The organism is Streptomyces sp. NPDC096132, assembly GCF_044763345.1.
In the GTDB taxonomy this organism is placed as follows: Bacteria; Actinomycetota; Actinomycetes; order Streptomycetales; family Streptomycetaceae; genus Streptomyces.
Genome location: NZ_JBIWGA010000009.1, coordinates 84,163 through 105,717 on the forward strand (window position 1 = coordinate 84,163; position 21,555 = coordinate 105,717).

At 71.0% G+C, this 21,555-nt stretch carries 19 protein-coding genes; 4 read left to right on the forward strand and 15 right to left on the reverse strand.

Annotated features, from left to right (window positions below):
* Window positions 1-84: 84 nt before the first annotated feature.
* Window positions 85-849 carry a DUF5995 family protein gene (locus ACIRF9_RS22300; RefSeq protein ID WP_403824819.1) on the forward strand — a complete coding sequence of 255 codons (765 nt, stop codon included), beginning with the start codon at window positions 85-87 and terminating at the stop codon, window positions 847-849.
* 10 nt (window positions 850-859) lie between these two features.
* Here ACIRF9_RS22300 and ACIRF9_RS22305 read toward each other — a convergent pair whose 3' ends face one another.
* From ACIRF9_RS22305 to ACIRF9_RS22340, 8 genes are all read right to left on the reverse strand, one after another.
* Entirely contained in the window at window positions 860-2,575 is a 1,716-nt protein-coding gene (locus tag ACIRF9_RS22305; protein WP_403824822.1) for a flavin monoamine oxidase family protein, read from the reverse strand.
* A gap of 343 nt (window positions 2,576-2,918) precedes the next feature.
* Window positions 2,919-3,725: a carbon-nitrogen hydrolase family protein gene (locus ACIRF9_RS22310; protein WP_403824825.1), complete on the reverse strand. Its 807-nt coding sequence runs from the start codon at window positions 3,723-3,725 to the stop codon at window positions 2,919-2,921.
* Window positions 3,726-3,909: 184 nt separating this feature from the next.
* Window positions 3,910-5,094 (reverse strand): MFS transporter, encoded by a 1,185-nt coding sequence (locus ACIRF9_RS22315; RefSeq protein ID WP_403824828.1) that lies wholly within the window; start codon window positions 5,092-5,094, stop codon window positions 3,910-3,912.
* Window positions 5,095-5,199: 105 nt separating this feature from the next.
* Complete coding sequence (locus tag ACIRF9_RS22320; protein ID WP_403824832.1) at window positions 5,200-6,654, reverse strand: HAD-IA family hydrolase; 1,455 nt, start codon at window positions 6,652-6,654, stop codon at window positions 5,200-5,202.
* A 72-nt stretch (window positions 6,655-6,726) separates the two neighbouring features.
* Entirely contained in the window at window positions 6,727-7,788 is a 1,062-nt protein-coding gene (locus ACIRF9_RS22325) for an ABC transporter ATP-binding protein (protein WP_403824835.1), read from the reverse strand.
* A gap of 3 nt (window positions 7,789-7,791) precedes the next feature.
* Window positions 7,792-8,604, reverse strand: a complete 813-nt coding sequence (locus ACIRF9_RS22330; protein WP_403824838.1) for an ABC transporter permease — start codon at window positions 8,602-8,604, stop codon at window positions 7,792-7,794.
* Complete coding sequence (locus ACIRF9_RS22335) at window positions 8,592-9,488, reverse strand: ABC transporter permease (protein ID WP_403824841.1); 897 nt, start codon at window positions 9,486-9,488, stop codon at window positions 8,592-8,594. Before ACIRF9_RS22335 ends, ACIRF9_RS22330 begins: the two co-directional genes overlap by 13 nt.
* On the reverse strand, window positions 9,485-10,630 hold the full coding sequence (locus tag ACIRF9_RS22340) for an ABC transporter substrate-binding protein (RefSeq protein ID WP_403824844.1): 1,146 nt from the start codon (window positions 10,628-10,630) through the stop codon (window positions 9,485-9,487). The genes ACIRF9_RS22335 and ACIRF9_RS22340 overlap by 4 nt, the downstream gene beginning before the upstream one ends.
* Before the next feature lie 226 nt (window positions 10,631-10,856).
* Here ACIRF9_RS22340 and ACIRF9_RS22345 point away from each other — a divergent pair, with 226 nt between their 5' ends.
* Window positions 10,857-11,597: a GntR family transcriptional regulator gene (locus ACIRF9_RS22345; protein ID WP_403824847.1), complete on the forward strand. Its 741-nt coding sequence runs from the start codon at window positions 10,857-10,859 to the stop codon at window positions 11,595-11,597.
* A gap of 30 nt (window positions 11,598-11,627) precedes the next feature.
* Window positions 11,628-12,074, forward strand: a complete 447-nt coding sequence (locus ACIRF9_RS22350) for a hypothetical protein (RefSeq protein ID WP_403824849.1) — start codon at window positions 11,628-11,630, stop codon at window positions 12,072-12,074.
* Here ACIRF9_RS22350 and ACIRF9_RS22355 read toward each other — a convergent pair.
* From ACIRF9_RS22355 to rpe, 6 genes are all read right to left on the reverse strand, one after another.
* Window positions 12,067-12,519, reverse strand: coding sequence for an Lrp/AsnC family transcriptional regulator (locus tag ACIRF9_RS22355; RefSeq protein WP_276111955.1), 453 nt, complete (start codon window positions 12,517-12,519; stop codon window positions 12,067-12,069). The two genes, ACIRF9_RS22350 and ACIRF9_RS22355, sit on opposite strands and share 8 nt — an antisense overlap.
* A gap of 10 nt (window positions 12,520-12,529) precedes the next feature.
* Window positions 12,530-14,005, reverse strand: a complete 1,476-nt coding sequence (locus tag ACIRF9_RS22360) for an amino acid permease (protein ID WP_403824853.1) — start codon at window positions 14,003-14,005, stop codon at window positions 12,530-12,532.
* A gap of 304 nt (window positions 14,006-14,309) precedes the next feature.
* The gene (locus ACIRF9_RS22365) at window positions 14,310-15,749 is read right to left on the reverse strand and encodes a GuaB1 family IMP dehydrogenase-related protein (protein WP_403825503.1); all 1,440 of its coding nucleotides are present in this window, start codon (window positions 15,747-15,749) and stop codon (window positions 14,310-14,312) included.
* Window positions 15,750-15,880: 131 nt separating this feature from the next.
* Window positions 15,881-16,210, reverse strand: coding sequence for a barstar family protein (locus tag ACIRF9_RS22370; RefSeq protein WP_403824855.1), 330 nt, complete (start codon window positions 16,208-16,210; stop codon window positions 15,881-15,883).
* A 77-nt stretch (window positions 16,211-16,287) separates the two neighbouring features.
* A complete protein-coding gene (locus ACIRF9_RS22375; RefSeq protein ID WP_399101147.1) occupies window positions 16,288-17,331 on the reverse strand; it encodes a sugar-binding transcriptional regulator in 1,044 nt (347 codons plus the stop codon).
* Between the two features lie 150 nt (window positions 17,332-17,481).
* Window positions 17,482-18,168 (reverse strand): ribulose-phosphate 3-epimerase, encoded by a 687-nt coding sequence (rpe, locus tag ACIRF9_RS22380; RefSeq protein WP_403824859.1) that lies wholly within the window; start codon window positions 18,166-18,168, stop codon window positions 17,482-17,484.
* Between the two features lie 80 nt (window positions 18,169-18,248).
* On the opposite strand from rpe, the gene ACIRF9_RS22385 reads away from it, so the two are divergent.
* The gene (locus ACIRF9_RS22385) at window positions 18,249-20,408 is read left to right on the forward strand and encodes an MMPL family transporter (RefSeq protein WP_403824862.1); all 2,160 of its coding nucleotides are present in this window, start codon (window positions 18,249-18,251) and stop codon (window positions 20,406-20,408) included.
* A gap of 25 nt (window positions 20,409-20,433) precedes the next feature.
* Here ACIRF9_RS22385 and ACIRF9_RS22390 read toward each other — a convergent pair whose 3' ends face one another.
* On the reverse strand, window positions 20,434-21,513 hold the full coding sequence (locus ACIRF9_RS22390) for a hypothetical protein (protein WP_403824865.1): 1,080 nt from the start codon (window positions 21,511-21,513) through the stop codon (window positions 20,434-20,436).
* Window positions 21,514-21,555: the final 42 nt, after the last annotated feature.

The following is a 21,555-nucleotide window of genomic DNA, read 5'->3' on the forward strand; positions in this document are numbered from 1 at the left end:
CGCGCGACGGACGCGTTCCCCCGTTCCGGGGAAGCGTCCGGCTCGCCGACACGCGGGCCAGCCTAGGGCTGCGACTCTTCCCCCATGCCGCAATGCGAACAGTTCACCCCTACCGTAGACACACTCCTCGCGCCTTCCGTGGACACGGTCCTCGCCTCGCCCGTGGACACGGTTCTCGCCCCGGCCGTCGACGCGACCGTGCACGAGGTGCTCGCCCGGATGCGTGCCCTCGACGCGGCCCTGCCGCCGCAGGACGGGCTCGCGGTCTTCAATCGGGTCTACCTCGCCGTGACGCAGGAGGTCGACCGGCGGATCGACACCGGCGGGTTCACCGACGCGGGGGCCGCGCGCACGCTGGACGTACGGTTCGCGGAGCGCTATCTGACCGCCGTGGACGCGGTACTGGCCGACCGGCGCCCGCCGGCCTGCTGGCGGCCGTTGTTCCAGATGCGCCGCCATCCCGGCGTACGGCCGCTGCAGTTCGCGCTCGCGGGCATCAACGCGCACATCGGGCACGACCTGGCGCTCGCCGTCGTGGACGCCTGTCGTAGCCTCGGCTGCGAACCGGCCGACCTGGAGGACGAGTACGACCGGGTGGGCGACCTGCTCGTCGCGCTGGAGGAACGCATCCGCGAGGAGCTGATGCCGGGCCCCGACCTCCTCCAGATCGCCGATCCGCTCACCCATCTGCTCGGCTCGTGGAGCCTGGAGCGGGCCCGGGACGCCACCTGGACGGCGGCCCGGGCGCTGTGGGCACTGCGCTCGCTGCCGGACGTGGCCGAGGAGTTCACCGAACGCCTCGACACGGCGGTCGGCTTCGCGGGCCGCATGCTGCTCACTCCCCTGTGAGCCCGGTCGGTCAGTCCTCGGGCAGTTCGACCGGCGCGATCTCGTCGTACACGTCGCCCGGCCCCGGGTTGGTCGCGTCCGTCGCGCCGCCGAGGTGGTGCATGACGCCCCAGACCGCGTTCAGCGCGGTCTGCACGGCGCCCTCGGCCCAGCCGGCCGTCCAGGAGATGTCGTCGCCGGCGAGGAAGATGCCCCGCTTGTCGGCGGGCAGCCGGTCCTGCATGAAGTGGGTGAACAGGCGCCGCTGGTAGCGGTAGTGGCCCGGCAGGTTCGCCTTGAACGCGCCCATGAAGTAGGGCTCGTTCTCCCAGGAGACGGTCACCGGGTTGCCGATGATGTGCTTCCGGATGTCGACCTTCGGATAGATCTCGCCGAGCGACTTCAGCATGACCTCCATCCGCTCGTTCGCGGACAGCGGCAGCCACTTCAGGCTGTCGTCGCACCAGGTGTAGGACAGGCAGATGACGGCGGGCTTGTCCGGGCCGTCGTCGAGGAGGTAGGTGCCGCGGGTCATCCGGTCGGTGAGCGTCATCGACATGACGTCCCGGCCGGTCGGGTTTCCCCTGTCGTCGACGGCCTTGTCCAGCCAGAACGGGCGGTCGACCGGGACGAAGAGCTTCGAGCTCTCCATGTAGTGGGTGCGCTCGATCGCCGTCCAGTGGTCGATCGGGAACAGCGAGTCGTCGCAGGCGATCTTCGACAGCAGCATCCAGGACTGGGCGGTGAAGATCGCCGCCCGGTAGGTGCGGATGTCGCCGTGCGCGTCCGTCACCGTGATCCGGTTGCCGGAGGTGCGGTGCAGCCGGGTCACGGCCGGGCGGGGTTCGCCGTTCTCGTGCAGGCTCGCCAGCGAGGTGCCCTGCGCCCAGTGGACGATCTTCTGGGGCTCGCGCTCCCAGAGCCGGAGCGGGAGCTGCTGGCTGCCGCCGACGATGCCCCGGTGGTGGTCGTCGGCCTCGGTGTAGACGACGCGCAGGATCTCCAGGATGGAGTTCGGGAAGTCGGTGTCCCAGCCGCCCGTGCCGAAGCCGACCTGGCCGAAGATCTCGCGGTGCCGGAAGGACCTGAAGGCCTCGGAGTCGCAGAGGAAGCCGTAGAAGGTCTGGTTGTCGAGCTTCTCGACGAGCCTGGCCCAGATCTCGCGGATGCGCGGCACGTCGCGCTCGCGCATCGCCCGGTTCATGTCGGAGAAGTCGGCGCCGTCCTCGAGGCACTTGTTCCAGGCGGTGGCGACATCGCGGTAGACCTGCGGGAGGTCGTCGATCGTCTCGGCGTAGTGCGACTCGCCCTTGAGGTCGACGACCGTCGAAGGGGTCGTCTCGGCCAGCGGGTTGGGGAAGGGCCGGGTCTCCAGGCCCACCAGGTCGATGTAGTGCTGGAGGGCCGTGGAGGAGGGCGGGAAGCGCATCGCGCCCATCTCGGCGGTGAGTCCCTCGGTGGTGGGGCCGTCGAAGCCGACGGTCCGCAGTCGGCCGCCGATCCGGTCCGCCTCGTACACGACCGGCTTGAGGCCCATCTTCATCAGCTCGTACGCGGCGACGATGCCCGACAGTCCGCCGCCGATGACGGCGACCTCGCTGCCGTGCTCGGTCGCGGGGATCTGGCCGAGCCCTGCCGGGTGGGCGAGGAAGTCGTCGTACGCGTACGGGAAGTCCGGGCCGAACATGGTGATCGGCGGCTGCTGCTCGTCTGCGTGCTCGACGGCGTTGGGCACCGTGGACGTCATGGGGTGAATTCCTTGCTGATTTCAGTATTCGTCGGTATCAGTCAGGCGCTGTGACTACTGTTGTGGCTGCCGGTCGGCGAAAGCCAAGCCGTCCGGCTGTTCAGTCCCTGCGGCGGCAGGCGAAACACGTTGCCCTTCGGGGCTGGGTCGCCGGGAGTGGCTCGGAGACCGAAAACCTCACGTGGAGCCGGTGTAAGACCCGGAGCTTGTCCGGGCTGTCGGCGGTGAAGCGTGAACCGTAATATCTGTCCAACGGGCAGAGCACGGACCATCCGGACGGAAACGTTCGGATTGCTGAGAGTCGTCGAGGCTCTGAGTAACGGTACGGACTCCTTGCGCAGGATCAGGGAGACCCGGGGCTGCGGACGATGGCCCCGTAGAGGCCGGGGTGGCGGTCCTTCAAGTACGGGTTCGCCTCGCGGGAAGCGGCGAGGAAGACTGGGTCGACATCGGCCACCGCCAACTCCTCGCCGCGTCCGGCCCGGGCGCGGGCGACCCCGTCGGGACCGGCGAGGGCGGAGAGCCCGACGAACTCGAACTCGCCCTCCTGGCCGACCCGGTTGACGTAGGCGACGTACAGCTGGTTCTCGAAGGCGCGCACCGGGATCATCGACTCGGCGACGAACTGGAAGGGGTGCATCTGCGCGGTCGGGACGAGCAGGAGGTCCGTGCCGGCCAGGGCGTGGGCGCGGACGTTCTCCGGGAACTCGACGTCGTAGCAGATCATGAGGCCGACGGTGAGCCCGCCCAGCTCGGCCTGGACCACCGGCTGCTCCCCCGGCGTGAAGTGGTCGCGCTCGAAGCAGCCGAAGAGGTGGGTCTTGCGGTAGTTCGCCAGGCGGGTGCCGTCGGCGGAGATCAGCTGCGCGGAGTTGTACACCGTGTCGCCGGACCGCTCCGGGTAGCCGTAGGCGATCGCGAGCCCGTGCCGGCCGGCCAGCTCGGCGATCGCGTCGGCCGACTCGCCGTCGGCGGGCTCGGCGAGGCGGGCGATGTCGTCGCCGATCGCGTACCCGGTGAGGAACATCTCCGGCGCGACGAGCAGCCCGGCGCCCGCGGCGGCGGCCCGGCCCGCGGCCTCGTCGAGGACCTTGAGGTTCTCGACGACCGAGCCGGGGCGGCCGGAGCTCTGGAGCAGGGCTGTGCGCATGCGTGATCCTCACCGGGCGAAAGGGTGGTTGTGGGGGCCATGTAGACGGTACGGGCGGCGGGCTCGGGCGGACAAGAAGGAGCCGTTGCGCGCCGGTGAGCCGATCGTTGCGCGGATCGGCTCACCGGCGGCGATTCGTTGCGTGCGGTCAGCCGCGTCTTCCTGGGCCGGTGGCAGCGCGGGCTCAGTCCCGTCTCGTCCGGCCCAGCGCCCATGCCGTGACCAGGTACGGCACGGAGAGGATCACGAAGACCGTGCTGTGGGCCGCCCTCGTGCCGAGCAGCGCGTACACGCCGAACGTGAGGACCGTGAGCAGCTCGCTGCCCAGGCTCGCCACCGAGGTGAGGGTGGCCCGCCGGGACTCCTCGATCCGGTGCTGGAGGCGGACGTCGGCGAGCACCTCCGCCAGCTGGAACCCGCCGAAGGCGAGGCCCACCAGGGCGATGCCGGCCGGGGTCCGGGTGGCGGCGCCCAGGGCCAGGGCGAGCGCGGAGCCCGCGAGCAGCCAAGCCAGGCCGGTGCTGCCGAGGCGTTCGGCCGGTCCGGTCAGCAGACTCGCCACCGTGACGAGGGTCCAGACGAGCAGGATCAGATAGGGCACCGTCGTCTCCGCCACGCCCGTGTCCCGCGCCAGCAGAGGCGTGTACTCGTCGAGCGCGCCCCACACCGCGGCGACGGCCGGGATCAGCAGCAGGGCACCGCGTACGGAGGGGTTCCCGCGGGCGTCGGCGAGACCCGCGCGCAGGGTCGTCCCCCAGCCGTCACCGCCGTGCTCCGGCCGACTCCGGTGCTCCGGCAGCCGGGTCGCCGCCGCGGCGGCCAGCAGACAGGCGAGGACACTGCCCGCGCCCACGAGCGGGTAACCACCGAGCGCGAACACCGGCCCGGCGAGGCCGATCGCCGCCATCGTGGCCACCAGCCGCGCCGCCCGTACCCGTCCCATCACGCGCGCGTACCGGTCGGCGGCCCCGAGCCGGTCCAGTTCGTCGTACGCCAGCGCCTCCAGGGAGCCGGAACAGAGCGCTCCGCCGACGCCCCACAGGACGAAGCCGAGCGCGAAGGCCCAGTACGCCGGCACGATCACCCACAGGGCGAAGCCGACGGCGTTGAACAGCGGACCGGCCCACAGCAGCAACCGTCGGGAGACGGCGTCGGCCAGCGCCCCGGAGGGGACCTCCAGCACGACGGCCGTGACCGACCACAGGGCGAACAGGGAGGAGATCTGCCAGAGCGACATGCCGGTGTCGGCGAAGAGCAGCGCGTACACCGGGTAGAGCAGGACGAAGTCGTCGAGGAACGCGTAGCCGTACAGCGTGCTCGTCAGCCGTCGGACGCCGGTCGCGGGCACGCGTGCAGGTGAGAGTGTCATGAGGCCTTCCCGGAAGGGCGGTTCGGACGTCGTCGAAGCGGCGTCCGAGGCGGCCCTCGGGAGGCACGGCTGGTGGATCAATGTCGCCAGGTCATGACACCGATGCTAGACAGTCCCGGTCCCGTCGCCCAGCGAAAATGTCGTGATCACCGCCGCGTGGTCGGACGGCCAGTCGTTGTCCTGGACGTCCGGCCAGGTCCGGGGCGTGCCGCTGACGTACGTCCGGGAGTCGAGCACCCGCAGATCGCCGCGGTGCAGCACGAAGTCGATCCGGTCCCGGGGCTCCGGGCGGCCGCTGCCGTCCTCGTGCTCGGTGTGCACCGGCGACCAGGTGTGTCCGGGATCCCGTACGGGGTCGGGGTGGGCCTCGCGGTAGGAGTCGGCGAAGCCCGCCTTCTCGGCGGCCTTCGTCACCGGCCACTCGACGTCGGGCCAGTCCAGGTGGGAGGGGCTGTTGAAGTCGCCGACGAGGACGGCCGGCGCCGCGCCGCCGATCCGGCGCAGGATGTCCCGCATCTGGGCGAGCCGCACCTCCTCTTGGGCGATCAGCTCAGGGGCCGGCAGTCCGTCGAAGGCGGACTCGTAGGGGCCGTACGGCGTGTAGTCGAGGTGGGCCGTCCAGATGTCGACCTCTCGGCCGCCGACGTCGACACGGACGCCCGCCGCGCCGTACATGCCGACGTCCGGGTCGCCGAGGGTGGCGGTGATCGGGTGGCGGCTGAGGACGCCGAGGTTGTCCCCGGCCCGGTGGTGGTACCAGCCGAGCGCCTCGGCGAGTTCCTCGGCGGCGGTGCCGTACGTCTCCTGCAGACCGACCACGTCCACCTCGGTCTCGGTGATGGCCTTGAGCTGCTTGGCCCGGTGGTCGTGGACCTTGGTGCCGCCGTACCAGAGGTTCCAGGTCATGACCCGCAGCCGGAGGGGCGGCAGGGAGCGCAGTTTCTCCGGTGTCACGCCTTCCAGGCTGGTCAGGACGGTACGGCCGGGCGCGGGTCCGATCGGTGCGAGCGAGGGCACCGCGAGGACGGCGCAGCCCGCCGCCTCGGCGGAGGCGACACCGGTCTCGGTGTCCTCGACGGCCACGCAGGCCGACGGGTGCACGCCGAGGGCGCGGCAGGCGGCGAGGTAGGGGTCGGGGGCGGGCTTGGTGCGGGTGGTGTCGTCGGCGGTGACGGAGATCGCGAAGCGGTGCGCGCCGAGCGCGGCGAGGACGGTGTCGGCGACGGCCCGGGGGGACGCGGTGACCAGGGCCGTGGGCACGCCGTCACGGGCGAGGGCGTCCAGCAGGGCGAGCGCGCCGGGGCGGGGCACGATGCCGGCGCGCACACGGTCGGCGAACTCTCGGTGGAGGGCGTCGGCGAGGTCCGCGGCCGGCCGGCCCATGGCCGTGGCCAGCCAGTCGGCGGTGTGCTCGACCGGCCGGCCGAGCACCTCCGGCTGGTCCGCCTCGGTCAGGGCCCGGCCGGCCACCCGCTCCACCGCCTCCCACCACAGCCGCTCGGTGTCGACGAGCGTGCCGTCCATGTCGAACAGGACGGCCTGGAGCGGGAGTCGAGTCACGATCGTCTCTTTCCGTGGGGGAGTCCGGTGGGGGATTTCCGTGGGGGGCCGGTGGGGGATTTCCGTGGGGGGTCAGGGGGTACGTTCGGCGACCAGCACCGGCCGCTCGGGCAGCGACACGGTGACGGCGGTCCCGGCGCCGATGCCGGTGGCGTCGTGGGCGGGCAGGTCGGCCTTCACCTCGGTGCCGTCGGCGAGCCGGACGGTGACGCGGACGGCGGCGCCCAGGAAGGAGGTGGCGACCACGTGTGCGTCCCCGCCGTCCTCGGACCGGACGCCGACCGCCTCGGGCCGTACCAGCACGTCCACGTCGGTCACCGACGGCACCTGCCCGTCGACGGGCAGGCGCTGCCCGAGGACCTCGACCACGCCCCGGTCGAGCCGCCCCGGTATACGGCTCATCGTGCCGACGAACTCGGCGACGAAGGCGGTGGCGGGCCGGCCGTACAACTCGGAGGGCCGGGCGCACTGTTCGAGCCGTCCGGCGTGCATCACGGCGACCCGGTCCGCCATGGACAGGGCCTCCTCCTGGTCGTGGGTGACGAAGAGGGTGGTGATGCCGAGGTCCTGCTGGAGCCGGCGGATCTCCTCGCGCAGGGTGAGCCGCACCTTGGCGTCGAGCGCGGACAGGGGTTCGTCGAGCAGCAGGACCCGGGGGCGCAGGGCAAGGGCGCGGGCCAGGGCGACGCGCTGCTGCTGGCCGCCGGAGAGCTGGTGCGGGAAGCGTCCGCCCTTGTCGGCGAGACCGACGAGGTCCAGCAACTCGGCGGCCCGCGCCCGCCGTTCGGTCGTACGGACCTTGCGCATCCGCAGCCCGAAGGCCACGTTGTCGAGCGCGTCGAGGTGCGGGAAGAGGCTGTACGACTGGAAGACCATCCCGGCGTCGCGGCGGTGCGCCGGGACCCGGGTGACGTCCTCGCCGTCGACCAGCACCTCGCCGGAATCGGGGTGTTCGAACCCGGCGAGCATGCGCAGCGCGGTGGTCTTGCCGCAGCCGGAGGGGCCGAGCAGGGCGAGGAGTTCGCCGGGCCGTACGGTCAGGTCGAGTCCGTCAAGGGCGACGGTCGGCCCGAACTCCCGGCGCAGGCCGCGGAATTCGACCGTCGCGGCCTTCTCGATCGTGGTCACGGTCATGGTTCATCCCCGGGAGGTAGTACGGGTACGGCCGCCGACACCGGCGAGCGCGAGGAGCAGGACCCACGTCACGAGCAGGCTCAGTACGGACACGGCGACGGACAGCTGGGCCTGCGATCCGCTGACGTTCACGATCCACACGGCGAAGGGCTGGAAGCCCAGCAGCTGCGCCACCGTGAACTCACCGAGCACCAGGGCCAGCGTGAGGAAGGACGCGTTGAGCAGCGCGCCGCGCAGATTGGGCAGGACGGCCCGGAGCAGCGCCTGCGGCCAGCCGGCGCCGCAGCTGCGGGCGGCCTCGACGAGGGTGCGGACGTCGACGGCGCGCAGGCCGGCGTCCAGCGCCCGGTACACGAACGGCAGCGCCATCACGACGTACGCGAGGACCAGGACGAAGGGGAAGTCCGGGTTCTGGATCGCCACGAAGGTCTGGAACAGCGGTGTCCGGGAGAGGTGGTCGGGCCCCCACTTCAGGACCGTCCCGATGCCGGCGACGAACGCGATCGGCGGTACGACCAGCGGCAGTGAGCACACCACCTCGACGACTGGCCGCAGCCGGGGCGCGCCCAGCCGCAGCGCGACCATGGCGGGCACCATCAGCAGCAGCACGAGGGCGATGGTGGCGGCGGCCAGCTCCAGCGAGAGCAGCAGGCTGGAGGTGAAGCCGTCGGTGGAGAAGATCTGCGTGTAGGCGTCGAAGGTGATCCCCTGGCCGGGCACGTCGACCGTGAAGACGACGGACGCGGCCAGCGGGACCAGGAAGTACAGTCCGGCGAGGCCGAGGACGCCCCACCGCCACAGGGTCAGGCGAGCCATCGCGCGCTCCTCCGTTGCAGGGGCAGGTACACCGCCATGACCAGGCCCGCGACCAGGACCATGTCGAGGCTGAGGGCGAGTGCCACGTTCTCCTGGCCGACCAGCACGTTGCCGGAGATGGCGTCGGCGATCTGCAGGGTGACCAGGGGGATGGAGCTGCCGACCATGGCGGCGGCGGTGGCGTACGCGGCGAAGGCGCTGCCGAAGAGCAGGACGAACCCGCCGAGGAGCGTCGGCAGCAGGACGGGCAGGGCCACGTGCCGCCAGTACTGCACGGGCGTCGCCCCGTTGTTCTGCGCGGCCTCGCGCCACTGGGTGCGCAGGCCCTCCAGGGCCGGGGTGATGGTGAGGACCATCAACGGGATCAGGAAGTACAGGTAGACGATGACCAGGCCCCAGAAGCTGTAGAGGTCCCAGCCCTTGTCGGTGAGGCCGAGATGCCGGGTGAGCACTCCGGCGTTGCCGAGCGTGGCGACGAAGGCGAAGGCCAGCGGGACCCCGCCGAAGTTGGCGAGGACCCCGGAGGCGGTGAGCACCGCCTCCCGCAGGGCCCGGAACCGGGAGGTCACGACGGCCTGGGCCAGCGGCAGCCCGAGGACGGTGCCGAGGGCCGCGGACACGGCCGACAGCTTCACGCTGCCGAGCAGGGCGGTCAGATACGCGCCCTGCAGCGAGGCCGTCAGGTTGCCGGCCGTGTACGACGTGGCGCCGGTGGCCGGGTCCTTGGCGGTGAACGCGCCGTCGAGCATGGCCAGGGCGGGCAGCCCGAAGGCGAGCGCGGTGAAGGCGAGCAGCGGGGCGACGGCGAGCCAGCCGAGGGACCGGCGCCGCCGCTTCACCGGAGCGGCGGTCGCCATGTCGACCCGTACGGCGGTGGAGGTCATCCGGAGATGGCCTTCGCCCAGCCCTGCCCGAGGACCGTCTTGGCCTTGCTCTGCTGGTCCTCGGTCGGGAAGGCGGGCGTCCCGGAGACCTCGGGCAGCTTGGCGGCGGCGGTCTTGTCGAGGGTGCCGGCCTTCTCCATGGCGGTCATCAGGGCCGGGCGGGCGTATCCCGCGAGCCACAGGTTCTGGCCCTCGGCGCTGTAGAGGTACTCCTGCCACAGGCGGGCGGCCGCCGGGTGCGGGGCGTCCTTGTTGATCGCCTGGGAGTAGTACTGGGAGAACTTGCCGTCGCTCGGGACCGCGACCTTCCAGTCGACGCCCTTGGACTTGAACTCGTCGGCGTATCCGGCGTTGAGGTAGTCCCAGTCGATGCTGATCGGCGTCTCGCCCTTCTCGACGGTGGCCGGGGTCGACTCGACGGGCGTGTAGTTGCCGTTCTTCTTCAGCTTGGCGAAGAAGTCGAGACCGGGCTGGATGTCGTCGAAGGAGCCGCCGCTCGCGAGGGAGGCCGCCCAGACGCCGCCGAAGGCGGAGCCGGACTTGGTGGGGTTGCCGTTGAGGGCGACCTGGCCCTTGTACTGCGGCTTGAGGAGGTCCGCGAAGGTCGTCGGACAGGTGGTGACGCGCTTGGCGTCGCAGCCGATGGAGATGTAGCCGCCGTAGTCGTTGTACCAGCGGGCCTGGGAGTCCTTCTGGCCCTCGGGGATGTCGGCGTAGGAGGCCACCTTGTACGGCGCGAGCAGCCCCTGCTGGGCGGCGCTCAGCGCGAAGGAGCTGCCGAGGTCGAGGACGTCGGGTGCGCGCTTCTGGCCCTTGCGCGAGGTCACGGCGTTGATCTCGTCCTGGCTGGAGCCGTCCGGGTTCTCGACCTCGACCTTGATGCCGTACTTCTTCTCGAAGCCGTCGATGAGGGCGCCGTAGTTGGCCCAGTCGCGGGGCAGCGCGATGGCGTTGAGCGTGCCCTCCTTCTTCGCGGCCTTCACCAGGGCGTCGAGGCCCCCGAAGTCCGCGGCGGAGGTGGCGGTGGCGGCGTTCTTGCCGTCGGAGGTGGTGGCGGCGTTGTCGGGAGCGGCACCGCACGCACTCAGGGCGAGGGCGGCGACGACGCCGAGGGCGGCGGTTCTCGGCAGGGACACGGTCACGGCTACTCCAGGGGACGCGTGGTGCGGGAGATCGAGGCTCATCAGGACTCAGGGCCAACTTGTCTGAACAAGTTGGCCTTAGTACGCACGCCGCTGGTGTCCCCTTCGTAAACTCTGGCGAAACCCTGATCCCCTATTTCACACACAATTCCGGGTGGAGACCGGTGCCGACGGATCTCGATTAGGCTGGCATAGCTGTACACAGCAGCCGAGTCGAAGGGGGATCATGGCGGCCCGACACGAGGAGATCGCCGACGAACTGCGCCGGGCGATCGACCACGAGGAGTACACGGTGGGCGCACTGCTGCCCGCCGAGACGGACCTCGCCGCCCGGTACGGCGTCTCGCGCGGCACGGTCCGCCAGGCGGTCGCGGCGCTGACCGCGGAGGGCCTCATCGGCTCACGCCAGGGCGCCCGCCGGGTGGTGCTGGCAAGCCGCCGCAGCCAGAGCTTCGCCGAGCTGCGCAGCTTCGCCCAGTGGGCGCGGGCGATGGGCCGCGAGGCGACCGGCCAGGTGGTGGCGCAGGAGTACCGTCCGGCGACGCGGGAGGACGCGGTACGCCTCCAACTGCGCGAAGGGACGCCGGTGTTGCACGTCCTGCGGGTCCGCGGGCTGGACGGCGAGCCGGTCCTGCTGGAGCGGACCGTGTACGCCGACTGGATCTCCCCCGCCGTCGAGCCGATCGAACCGGACTGCCCGTCGGTCACCCAGCGCCTGCTGGACGACACCGGTCTGGTCTTCGCCTACGGCGAGCACGTCATCGACGCGGTGGCGGCCGGCGCCCAGGACGCCGAACTCCTCGGCGTCCGCCGCACCAGCCCTCTCCTGCGGGTCCGCCGGGTGACGACCACCCGCGAGGGCCGCCCGGTGGAGTGGTCGGACGACCGCTACCGCTCGGACGCGGTCAGCTTCAGCGTGCACAACTCGATCGACAACAACGCGCTGGCCCGCAAGACGGCCGGCTGAAGGACGCCTTCAGCGGGGTAGAAGGCCCTCATGGACATCGCCGCCCTGCCGTACGTCGACGAACACGCGACGGTCGTCGCGGCGGAGGCCGACGCCGTGTGGCGTGGCATCGGCGACGCCCTGGACCACTCCTTCACACCGGGCTACGCACGGCTGGTGGGCTGCCCCGACCGCACCCCGTCCGGTCCCCGCCCGCCGGCTCGGGGCTCGACTATGCCCGGTTTTCGGGTGGCGGCCGCGGACCAGGGGCGTGAACTGACCCTGGTCGGGCGCCACTACTTCTCGACGTACGCCCTGGTCTTCCGCCTCGACGCCGCCGGTCCGGGCCGCACACGGCTGCGGGCCGAGACCCGGGCCAGGTTCCCCGGCCCGCTCGGCGCCCTCTACCGGTTGCTCGTCATCGGCACGGGCGCGCACGCCGTCCTCACCGGACGCCTGCTGGCGGGGATCCGGCGCCGGGCGGAACAGGTCAGGTAGGCGAGCCCGAGGAGAACCGTCTCAGCAGCGGCGACAGCACCAGCACGGACTTCGTCCGTTCCACGAAGGGCTCGCCCGCGATCCGCTCCAGGACGCGCTCGAAGTGCCGCATGTCGGCGGCGAACACCTGGGCGACCGCGTCCGCCTCCCCGGTGACCGTGGACGCGGCCACGACCTCCTGGTAGCGCTCCAGGCCCCGCTGGATGGTCTCCGGGGAGGTGTTGCGCCGGCAGTAGATCTCGACGAACCCCTCGGTCTCCCAGCCGAGGGCCGCCGGATCCACCCGTACGGTGAAGCCGGTGATGGCTCCGGTGGCCCGCAGCCGGTCCACGCGCCGCTTCACGGCGGGCGCGGACAGGCCGACCAGTTGCCCGATGTCCGCGTAGGAGCGGCGCGCGTCCTCGGCGAGGGCGTGCACGATGCGTTCGTCGAGATCGTTCAGCACGGTGGGTTGATCACTTCTCAAGCGGTGCGGGGGTGGCGAGTCGGGAGCGGCGGTGGCCGTACACGAAGTAGAACACGAGCCCGACGGCCATCCAGACACCGAAGACCACCCAGGTGACGGCCGACAGGCTGCCCATCATCCAGAGGCAGAAGCCGAAGCCCAGGGCCGGCAGCACCGGGGACAGGGGCACCCGGAAGGTGCGGGGCATCTCCGGGCGGCTCCGGCGCAGCACCACGACGGCCACGTTGACCAGCGCGAACGCGAACAGCGTGCCGATGCTGGTGGCGTCGGCCAGCTGGCCCAGCGGGATGGCGGCGGCCAGCACACCGCAGAACAGGGACACGATCAGCGTGTTGGCACGGGGCGTACCGGTCTTCGGGTGGACCTTGGCGAACACCTTGGGCACCAGTCCGTCCCGGGACATGGCGAAGAGGATGCGGGTCTGCCCGTAGAGCACGGTCAGGACGACACTCGCGATGGCGATGACCGCGCAGAAGGCGAGGAGGGTCCCCCAGAAGGTCTGCCCGGTCACCTCGCGCATGATCTGCGCCAGCGCCGCCTCGGAGTCGTCGAAGGACCGCCAGGGCCGGGCACCGACGGCCACGGCCGCGACCAGGACGTACAGCGCGGTGACGATGACGAGCGACAGCATGATGGCCCGCGGCAGATCGCGCTGCGCGTTCTTGGCCTCCTCACCGGCGGTGGAGGCGGCGTCGAAGCCGATGTACGAGAAGAACAGCGTGGCACCGGCCGCGCTGACCCCCGCCATGCCCAGCGGCATGAAGTGCTCGTAGTTGCCCGAGCGGAAGCCCTGGACGCCGATCGCGCAGAACAGCACCAGCGCGGCGATCTTCACGACCACCATGACGGTGTTCGCCCGCGCGGACTCCCGGGCCCCTCCGAGCAGAAAGGCCATGGCCAGCAGGACGACGATCAGCGCGGGCAGATTGAACACGCCCCCGTCCCCGGGCGGCGCCGACAGGGCATCCGGGATGGTGACGCCGATGGTCCCGTCGAGCAGTTCGTTCAGGTACTCGCCCCAGCCGACGGCCACGGCGGCGACCGAGACGCCGTACTCCAGGACCAGACACCAGCCGCAGACCCAGGCGATCAGCTCACCCATCGTTGCGTACGCATACGAGTACGAGGAACCGGCGACCGGGATGGTGCCCGCCAGCTCGGCGTAGGACAGGGCCGAGAAGAGCGCCGTGAGTCCGGCGATCACGAAGGAGAGGGTGACGGCGGGACCGGCCTTGGGGACGGCCTCGCCGAGGACGACGAAGATGCCCGTGCCGAGCGTCGCCCCGATGCTGATCATGGTGAGCTGCCACAGCCCGAGGGACCGCCTCAGCGACCCGCCTTCCCCCTGGCCACCCTCGGCGACCAGCCGCTCCACGGGCTTGCGCCGCATGAGCCGCGCCCCGAACCCCGGCGACGGAGGGACGATCTGACTGCGCTGCTGCGGGGGTGCGCCTTGGTCGAGCACGCGGTGACTCCTTCGTCGCTGTCGGCGGCGCGACGAGGACCCACGCGGGCAGGAACCCACCGAGCGGGGTCCCTGCCACGCCACGTACAGCGCACGACCCTATGAGCAGGGACGTAGCGGTCGTAATGATGCAACCTTGCACGTACACGCAAGATCATTGCGTTCATGGGGCCAGGATGCACATTCATTGCAGGCCGCCTGAACGCGCCCCAAAGGGGCGCGGGGCTGTGCCGATATGCGGCTCCGCCGCGTGGGCGCGACCAGCGACAACGGACCCGCAGCCGCCCGACGGCCTCGTCAAGCACTACCAGCTGGCGTGCAACGGCTTCCCCTCCGCATAACCAGCCGCGCTCTGAATCCCCACGACCGCCTTCTCGGCGAACTCCCCGAGAGAACCTGCACCGGCATAGGTGCAGGAAGACCGCACACCCGCGATGATCGAGTCGATCAGGTCCTCGACGCCCGGCCGGCCCGGGTCGAGGAACATCCGGGAGGTGGAGATCCCCTCCTCGAACAGCGCCTTGCGCGCCCGGTCGTACGCGGACTCCTCCGACGTACGGTTGCGCACGGCACGCGCCGAGGCCATGCCGAAGGACTCCTTGTACGGGCGGCCGTCCGCGTCGTGCTGGAGGTCGCCCGGCGACTCGTAGGTGCCCGCGAACCAGGAGCCGACCATCACGTTGGACGCGCCCGCGGCCAGCGCCATGGCGACGTCACGGGGGTGGCGGACACCGCCGTCGGCCCAGACGTGCTTGCCGTACTTCCTCGCCTCGGCGGCACACTCCAGGACCGCCGAGAACTGGGGCCGGCCGACGCCGGTCATCATGCGGGTGGTGCACATCGCGCCGGGGCCGACGCCGACCTTGATGATGTCGGCGCCCGCGTCGACGAGGTCCTTGACACCCTCCGCGGACACGATGTTGCCGGCGACGATCGGCACCTGCGGGTCGAGCGCCCGCACGGTCCGGATCGCGCTGATCATCGACTCCTGGTGGCCGTGCGCCGTATCGATGACGAGCGTGTCGACGCCCGCGTCGAGCAGCTGCTTGGCCTTGCCCGCGACATCGCCGTTGATCCCCACGGCGGCGGCGACGCGCAGCTTGCCCCGCGCGTCGGTGGCCGGCGTGTACAGCGTGGCGCGCAGGGCGCCCTTGCGGGTCAGGATGCCGGCGAGCTTGCCGTCCTTGTCCACGGCCGGGGCGTACCGGCGGTTGGCCGCGTCGAGGGTGTTGAAGGCCTCGCGCGGGTCGATGTCGGCGTCGAGGAGCAGCAGGTCGCGGGACATGACGACCTCGAGCTGGGTGAAGCGGTCGACACCGCTGAGGTCCTGGTCGGTGACGACACCGACGGGCCGGAAGTCCTCGTCGACGACGACGCCCGCGTTGTGCGCGCGCTTGGGCAGCAGCGCGAGGGCGTCGGCGACGGTCTGGTGCGGGGCGAGCACGATCGGGGTGTCCAGGACCAGGTCGCGGCTCTTGACCCAGCTGATGACATCGGTGACCACGTCGATCGGGATGTCCTGCGGGATCACGACGAGTCCGCCGCGCCGGGCCATGGTCTCGGCCATCCGGCGGCCGGCGACGGCCGTCATGTTGGCGACGACCAGCGGGATCGTGGTGCCCGTGCCGTCCGGGGCGCTGAGGTCCACGGCCTGACGCGATCCGACCGCGCTGCGGCTCGGCACCATGAAGACGTCGTCGTAGGTGAGGTCGTACGCGGGCTGGATGTCGTTGAGGAAACGCACGTGCTGCACATCCCAGTCGTTCAGAGGTGACCCCCTGACAGGTCAGCCAGGGGGAAGAGCACGTACTTCATTCTCCCACGACGACCGTGACGCAAGGCCCGTACAGAACATCCAAGCAGCTCACAGGGCCATTAGGAGGATCCTCCGAGGGCGCTGCCGACCGGCCCTCCGAGAGCGAGCACCACGGACAGCGCCGGCACCTGGTTCACCGCCGACGAGAACACCTCCTGCGCGATCTCCCACTCCTCCGGCCGCGCCTTCGCGTACGGCTGCCAGTTCCGTACGACGACCAGCACCGGCCCCGACTCGGGCCGGTCCGGCAGATCGGTGAGGCTGTCCGCGAGGGCGTCCCAGTTGCGGCCGAACCAGTCGGGCAGCTCCAGGTCCCGGACACAGCGGTCCATCAGCGCCGCCTTGTCCATGACCCCGTCGAGATCCAGCGTGAGCACATGCTCCGTCATCCAGGCACCGTCCTGAGCGAGTCGTGGTGGAGGACACGAAAGGGGCAGCCGCGACGACCGCCCCTTCCCACACTCTGTCAGATCCCGTCCGGGTCGGCCCGGTTGAGGGCCGGCTTCGGTGTCGGGCCGGCCGTCATCAGGTAGTCGGCCGCGGAGGTGTCCGTCACCAGGCTGGTGACGAGCCCCGACCGCAGCACCGCGTCGATCGCGGCCGCCTTGCGCTGCCCGCCCGCGATCGCGACGACCTCGGGGATACGGCGGAGCTGGTCGGCCTTGACCGTGATGCACCGCTCCCCCAGGTCCCGCCCGACCCGGCGGCCCTCGGCGTCGAAGAGGTGCGCGGACATCTCGGCGGCGACACCGAGCGAGGCGTAGTGGCCCCGCTCCTCGTCGCTGAGCATGTCGTGCACCGTCGAGATGCCGGGCTCCCAGGACCCGATGGAGACACAGGCGACCGTGACCTTGTCGAAGTACTCGAAGGCCCGGGCGATCCCGGTCTGGTGGCGCAGCGCGGCCGCGGTGGCCGCGTCCGGCAGCAACATCGGCGCGTAGATGGGGTGCGCGTCGCCGCCGGACACCTGGGCGGCGCGGCGGACGGCCTCGACCGAGCCGCGCTCGGCGGTGCCGGCGTCGTACACGCCCGTCAGCTGCACCACCGTGCACGGCGGCAGCCGGTCCAGCGCCGCCGCCATGTGGATGGTGGAGCGGCCCCAGGCCAGGCCCAGGACGTCCCCCTCGTTCACGAGCTCGCCGAGCAGGTCGGCGGCCACCTCTCCCAGGTTCTCGGGGTCGGGCGAGTCCTCGGCCTCGGCCGGGGACTCGACCACCACGGCGTGCCGTAGGCCGTACCGGGCGCGGAGCGCGTCGGAGCGCTCGGCGTCCAGTTCGGCCGGCACGCGGATCTCGATCCGTACGAGATCCCGTTCGAGGGCGGTCTCCAGGACCCGGGCCACCTTGAAGCGGCTGACGCCGAACTCCTCCGCGATCTGGATCTTGGATTTTCCCTCGAGGTAGAAGCGGCGGGCCATGGCCGCCGCCTGCACCAGCTCTGCGGGTCCCATCCGCATGGCTGACCGGCCCGCCGACATACCCGACACGGCGATCTCCTCACTGCTGTTCACACTCTGGATACGCCGTTCATCCTTGCAGATCCGGCGCACTTGATCAGCCCTGATGAGAGCCGTTCACGTACCTGTGGCCCAGTGGCCGCATGGCCTGCGTATTCAGTGGGCTACGTATACGGTCGGCCCACCGTTCAGCGGGCCGGCCGGTCAGTGGGCGCAAGCCCAGCTCGCCCCGGCGGTCGTCGCCTCCGCCTGGGCGCGCAGGGCGCGGACCGCCTCGGCCGGGTCCTCGGCGCCGTACACCGCGGAACCGGCGACGAACACGTCCGCGCCGGCCTCCGCGCACCGCTCGATCGTCGAGGCCGAGACGCCGCCGTCGACCTGGAGCCACAGCTCGAGGCCGTGCTTGCTGATCAACTCGCGGGTGCGGCGGATCTTCGGGAGCATGATGTCGAGGAACGCCTGGCCTCCGAAGCCCGGCTCGACCGTCATGATCAGCAGCATGTCGAGCTCGGGCAGAAGGTCCTCGTACGGCTCGATGGGCGTCGCGGGCCTGAGCGCCATGGAGGCGCGGGCGCCCTTCGCGCGGATCTCGCGGGCGAGTCGCACCGGCGCGGCGGCCGCCTCGACGTGGAAGGTGACGGACGAGGCACCCGCCTCGACGTACTGCGGGGCCCAGCGATCGGGGGCCTCGATCATCAGATGGCAGTCCAGCGGAGTGTCCGTCGCGCGGGCCAGGGACTCTACGACCGGCACACCGAGCGTGAGGTTCGGGACGAAATGGTTGTCCATGACGTCGACGTGGAGCCAGTCGGCTCCTTCGACCGCCTTCGCCTCGTCCGCGAGGCGGGCGAAGTCGGCGGACAGAATGCTGGGGTTGATCTGCACGGCCATGACCCAAGCCTGCCATGCCCTCCGGGGGTTAGCCGCATCGGTACCGGGGGGATACGGTTCGTCGTGCGGCTGAGGTCGGGATGAACGGGAACCGGGGCATCGCTCACCTCGTGTGTGGGCGGCGTGCCAAGTGGCTGGTGCTGGTGCTGTGGCTGGTGGTGCTGTTCGTGGTGGCGCCCTTCGCCTCGAAGCTCACCGACGCCCAGGACAACGACGCCGCCTCCTGGCTGCCGGGGTCGGCCGAGTCGACCCAGGTGCTGGAGATCTCGAAGGACTTCCGGCCGGAACAGATCCCGGCGGTGGTCGTCTACGCCCGTGACGCCGGCCTGACGGCACAGGACCGGGCGCGGATCACCGCCGACGCCGCTCGGCTCAAGCAGCTCACCGACCACGGCATCCGGGGTGCCGAGACCCGCGGCCCGGTCTACGACCGCCAGGTCGACCCGCGCGCCGCGCAGATCCATGTGCCGATCACCATGGACGAGAAGGGCTGGGACCGGATCGCCCCGGCCGTGGACTCGATCCGGGACGACGTCGGCAGGGGCGGTGCCGGTCTGGCCGTGCACATCACCGGGCCGGGCGGCACCTCCGCCGACTTCTCCAAGGCCTTCGAGGGCATCGACTCGACGCTGCTACTGTCGGCGATGGGCGTCGTCATCGTCATGCTCCTGATCACCTATCGCAGTCCGACCCTGCTGCTGGTCCCGCTGATCGGCGTGGTCGCCGCGCTGTTCACCGCCCAGGCGCTGATCTACTTCCTGGCCGAGCACGCGGGCCTGACGGTGAACGGCCAGAGCGCCGGCATCCTCACCGTCCTCGTCTTCGGCGCGGGCACCGACTACGCCCTGCTGCTCGTGGCCCGCTACCGGGAGGAGCTGCGCCGTCACGAGGACCGGCACGAGGCGATGGCCCTGGCCCTGCACCAGGCGGGCCCGGCCGTGCTGGCCTCGGGCGCCACGGTGGTCCTGAGCATGCTCGTGCTGATGGCCGCCGAGATGAACTCCACCGCCGGTCTGGGCCCGGTGGCGGCCATCGGCGTGGCGGTGGCACTGCTCGCGATGATGACCCTGTTCCCCGCCCTGCTGGTGATCTGCGGCCGCTGGATCTTCTGGCCGGTGATCCCGCGCTTCGGCACGTCCGACCCGACCAGGACCGGCGTCTGGGCCCGCACGGGCCGCGGTATCGCCGAGCGCCCGCGCATGATCTGGGTGGTGACCGCCCTCGTCCTGGCGGTCTGCTCGCTCGGCCTGATCCAGCTGCGCGCCGAGGGCATCAGCAACGCGGACGCGTTCACCGGCAAACCCGACTCGATCACCGGCCAGGAGGTGTCCGAGAAGTACTTCCCGGCGGGCAGCGGCGATCCGCTGGTGATCGTCTCCAACCAGGCGCGGGCCCGGCAGGTGGGCCAGGTGGTGGCCGCCACGGACGGCGTCGTCCCGACGTCCCTCGGTCTCCCGCCGGGCACGAAACCCCTGTACGACGGCAAGGTGCTGTTCGAGGCGACGATGACCGCCCCGGCGGACAGCGAGGCCGCCACGCAGACCGTGGAGCGGGTCCGGGACGCCGTGCACGAGGTGCCCGACGCCGATGCCCGGGTCGGCGGCGGTACCGCGGCCCTGCTGGACATGGACAGGGCGACCACGCACGACAACCTGCTGATCATCCCGCTGGTCCTGGCCGTGGTTCTGCTGATCCTCGGTGCCCTGCTACGCGCCGTCATCGCGCCGCTGCTGCTGGTCGGGACGGTGATCCTGTCCTTCGCGGCGGCCCTGGGCATCAGCGCGCTCGCGTTCCGCCACCTGTTCGACTACGCGGGCGAGTCGACGGACTTCCCGCTGTTCGTCTTCGTGTTCCTGGTGGCCCTCGGCATCGACTACAACATCTTCCTGACCACCCGCATCCGCGAGGAGGCGACCCACCAGGGCACCCGGAAGGGCGTGGTGACGGGCCTGGCCGCGACCGGCTCGGTCATCACCTCGGCCGGTCTGGTGCTCGCGGGCACCTTCGCCGCCCTCGGCACGCTCCCCATGGTCGCCTTCGCCGAGATCGGCTTCGCGGTCGCGCTGGGCGTCCTCCTGGACACGTTCATCGTGCGGTCGGTGCTGGTCACGGCGCTGTTCCTGGACGTGGGCCCGAAGGTGTGGTGGCCGCACCGGCTGGCCACTCAGAACCCGTCGGACCACGCCGACACGGCCGGAGCGCCCGATAACCCCGCTATGGGAAAGATCGGACGAAAATGAAAGCGCCGGGGCCATGTGACGGGTTTCAACCACCCACCGGCGCGCTGGGGGGAACCTCCGCCTGCGGCGGGGCGGCCCCGCTACGGAGGCGCTCGTACACCAGGTCGAATGTGAAGCCGGCGCTGAAGCCCAACGGGATCACAAAGAAGAGCAGCCTGCGTACATCGAGGTGATCCAGCAGCCCCGGAAGCGCGAGCAGCTGGGACGCGACATACAGAAGCACGGAAACGAGACCCGCGCCCAGGCCACGCACGGCCGCGAGGAGCCAGCGGGACTCCACCTCGAACGAATTCCGAATGACCGCACCCGCCATGGCGGCAAGCAACGGCGCGACGACGAGCAGGGACAGGCTGCGGCCATCGGCTTCTCCAGGGCCACCGGCCAGAATCAGCGCGCCGAGCGAGAGCATGAGGAAGAGCACCGCCAGGCCCAGCCCCAAGCCTTCCCGTATCGCCTTGCCGCGCGCCAGGCCGCTCTCCGACTCTTCCGCCTCGATGCGACGCCTCCGCTGGCGCAGGAGACAGGCTGTCAGCCGAGCCGCCGAGGTCTCGGTCCAATCCGAACCCAGAAGGGCCATGTCCTCATCGAGCACGTCGTTTCGCACCTTGTCGAGGTTGGCCCACACCAGGCTGGCGCCGCCGCCGAACACCGCCAGCGGAAGGATCGGAATGCGCTGAGACATCGCGACCACCCCGGCAGCCCGCGTGGACTGTCCGCCCCCGATCAGGATCACGCCATCGCAGGACAGCAGGGTGCGATAGAAGGAGACCTCCCATTCGGTGCTGCTGTCCCGGACGGTCCGCACCTGCACCGCGCTGCCCTCCGGGACCGTGAAGGCGAGATCACGTTGCCTCGGGACGTGCGCGAAGACGACACCGCCCTCGGTGCCGCCTCGCGTATAGCCGTCCACGACATGCGGTTCCGCGTACTTGGGTTTGTTCGAGAACACCGCCAGATCGCAGCCCTCCCCGGCGAGCTCGGCGCCCAGGGCACGGCAGGCGTCGACCACTGTGTCCGTTGCCTTGAGAGGAGGGGTGATGCGACTGTCGGGTTCGACACTGCCGATCACCGCGATGAGCGGTCTGCTGCGCTGCTGCGACGTCATGATTCCGAGAGCCTAGCCATCCGGTGGCTCGTCCACCCCATT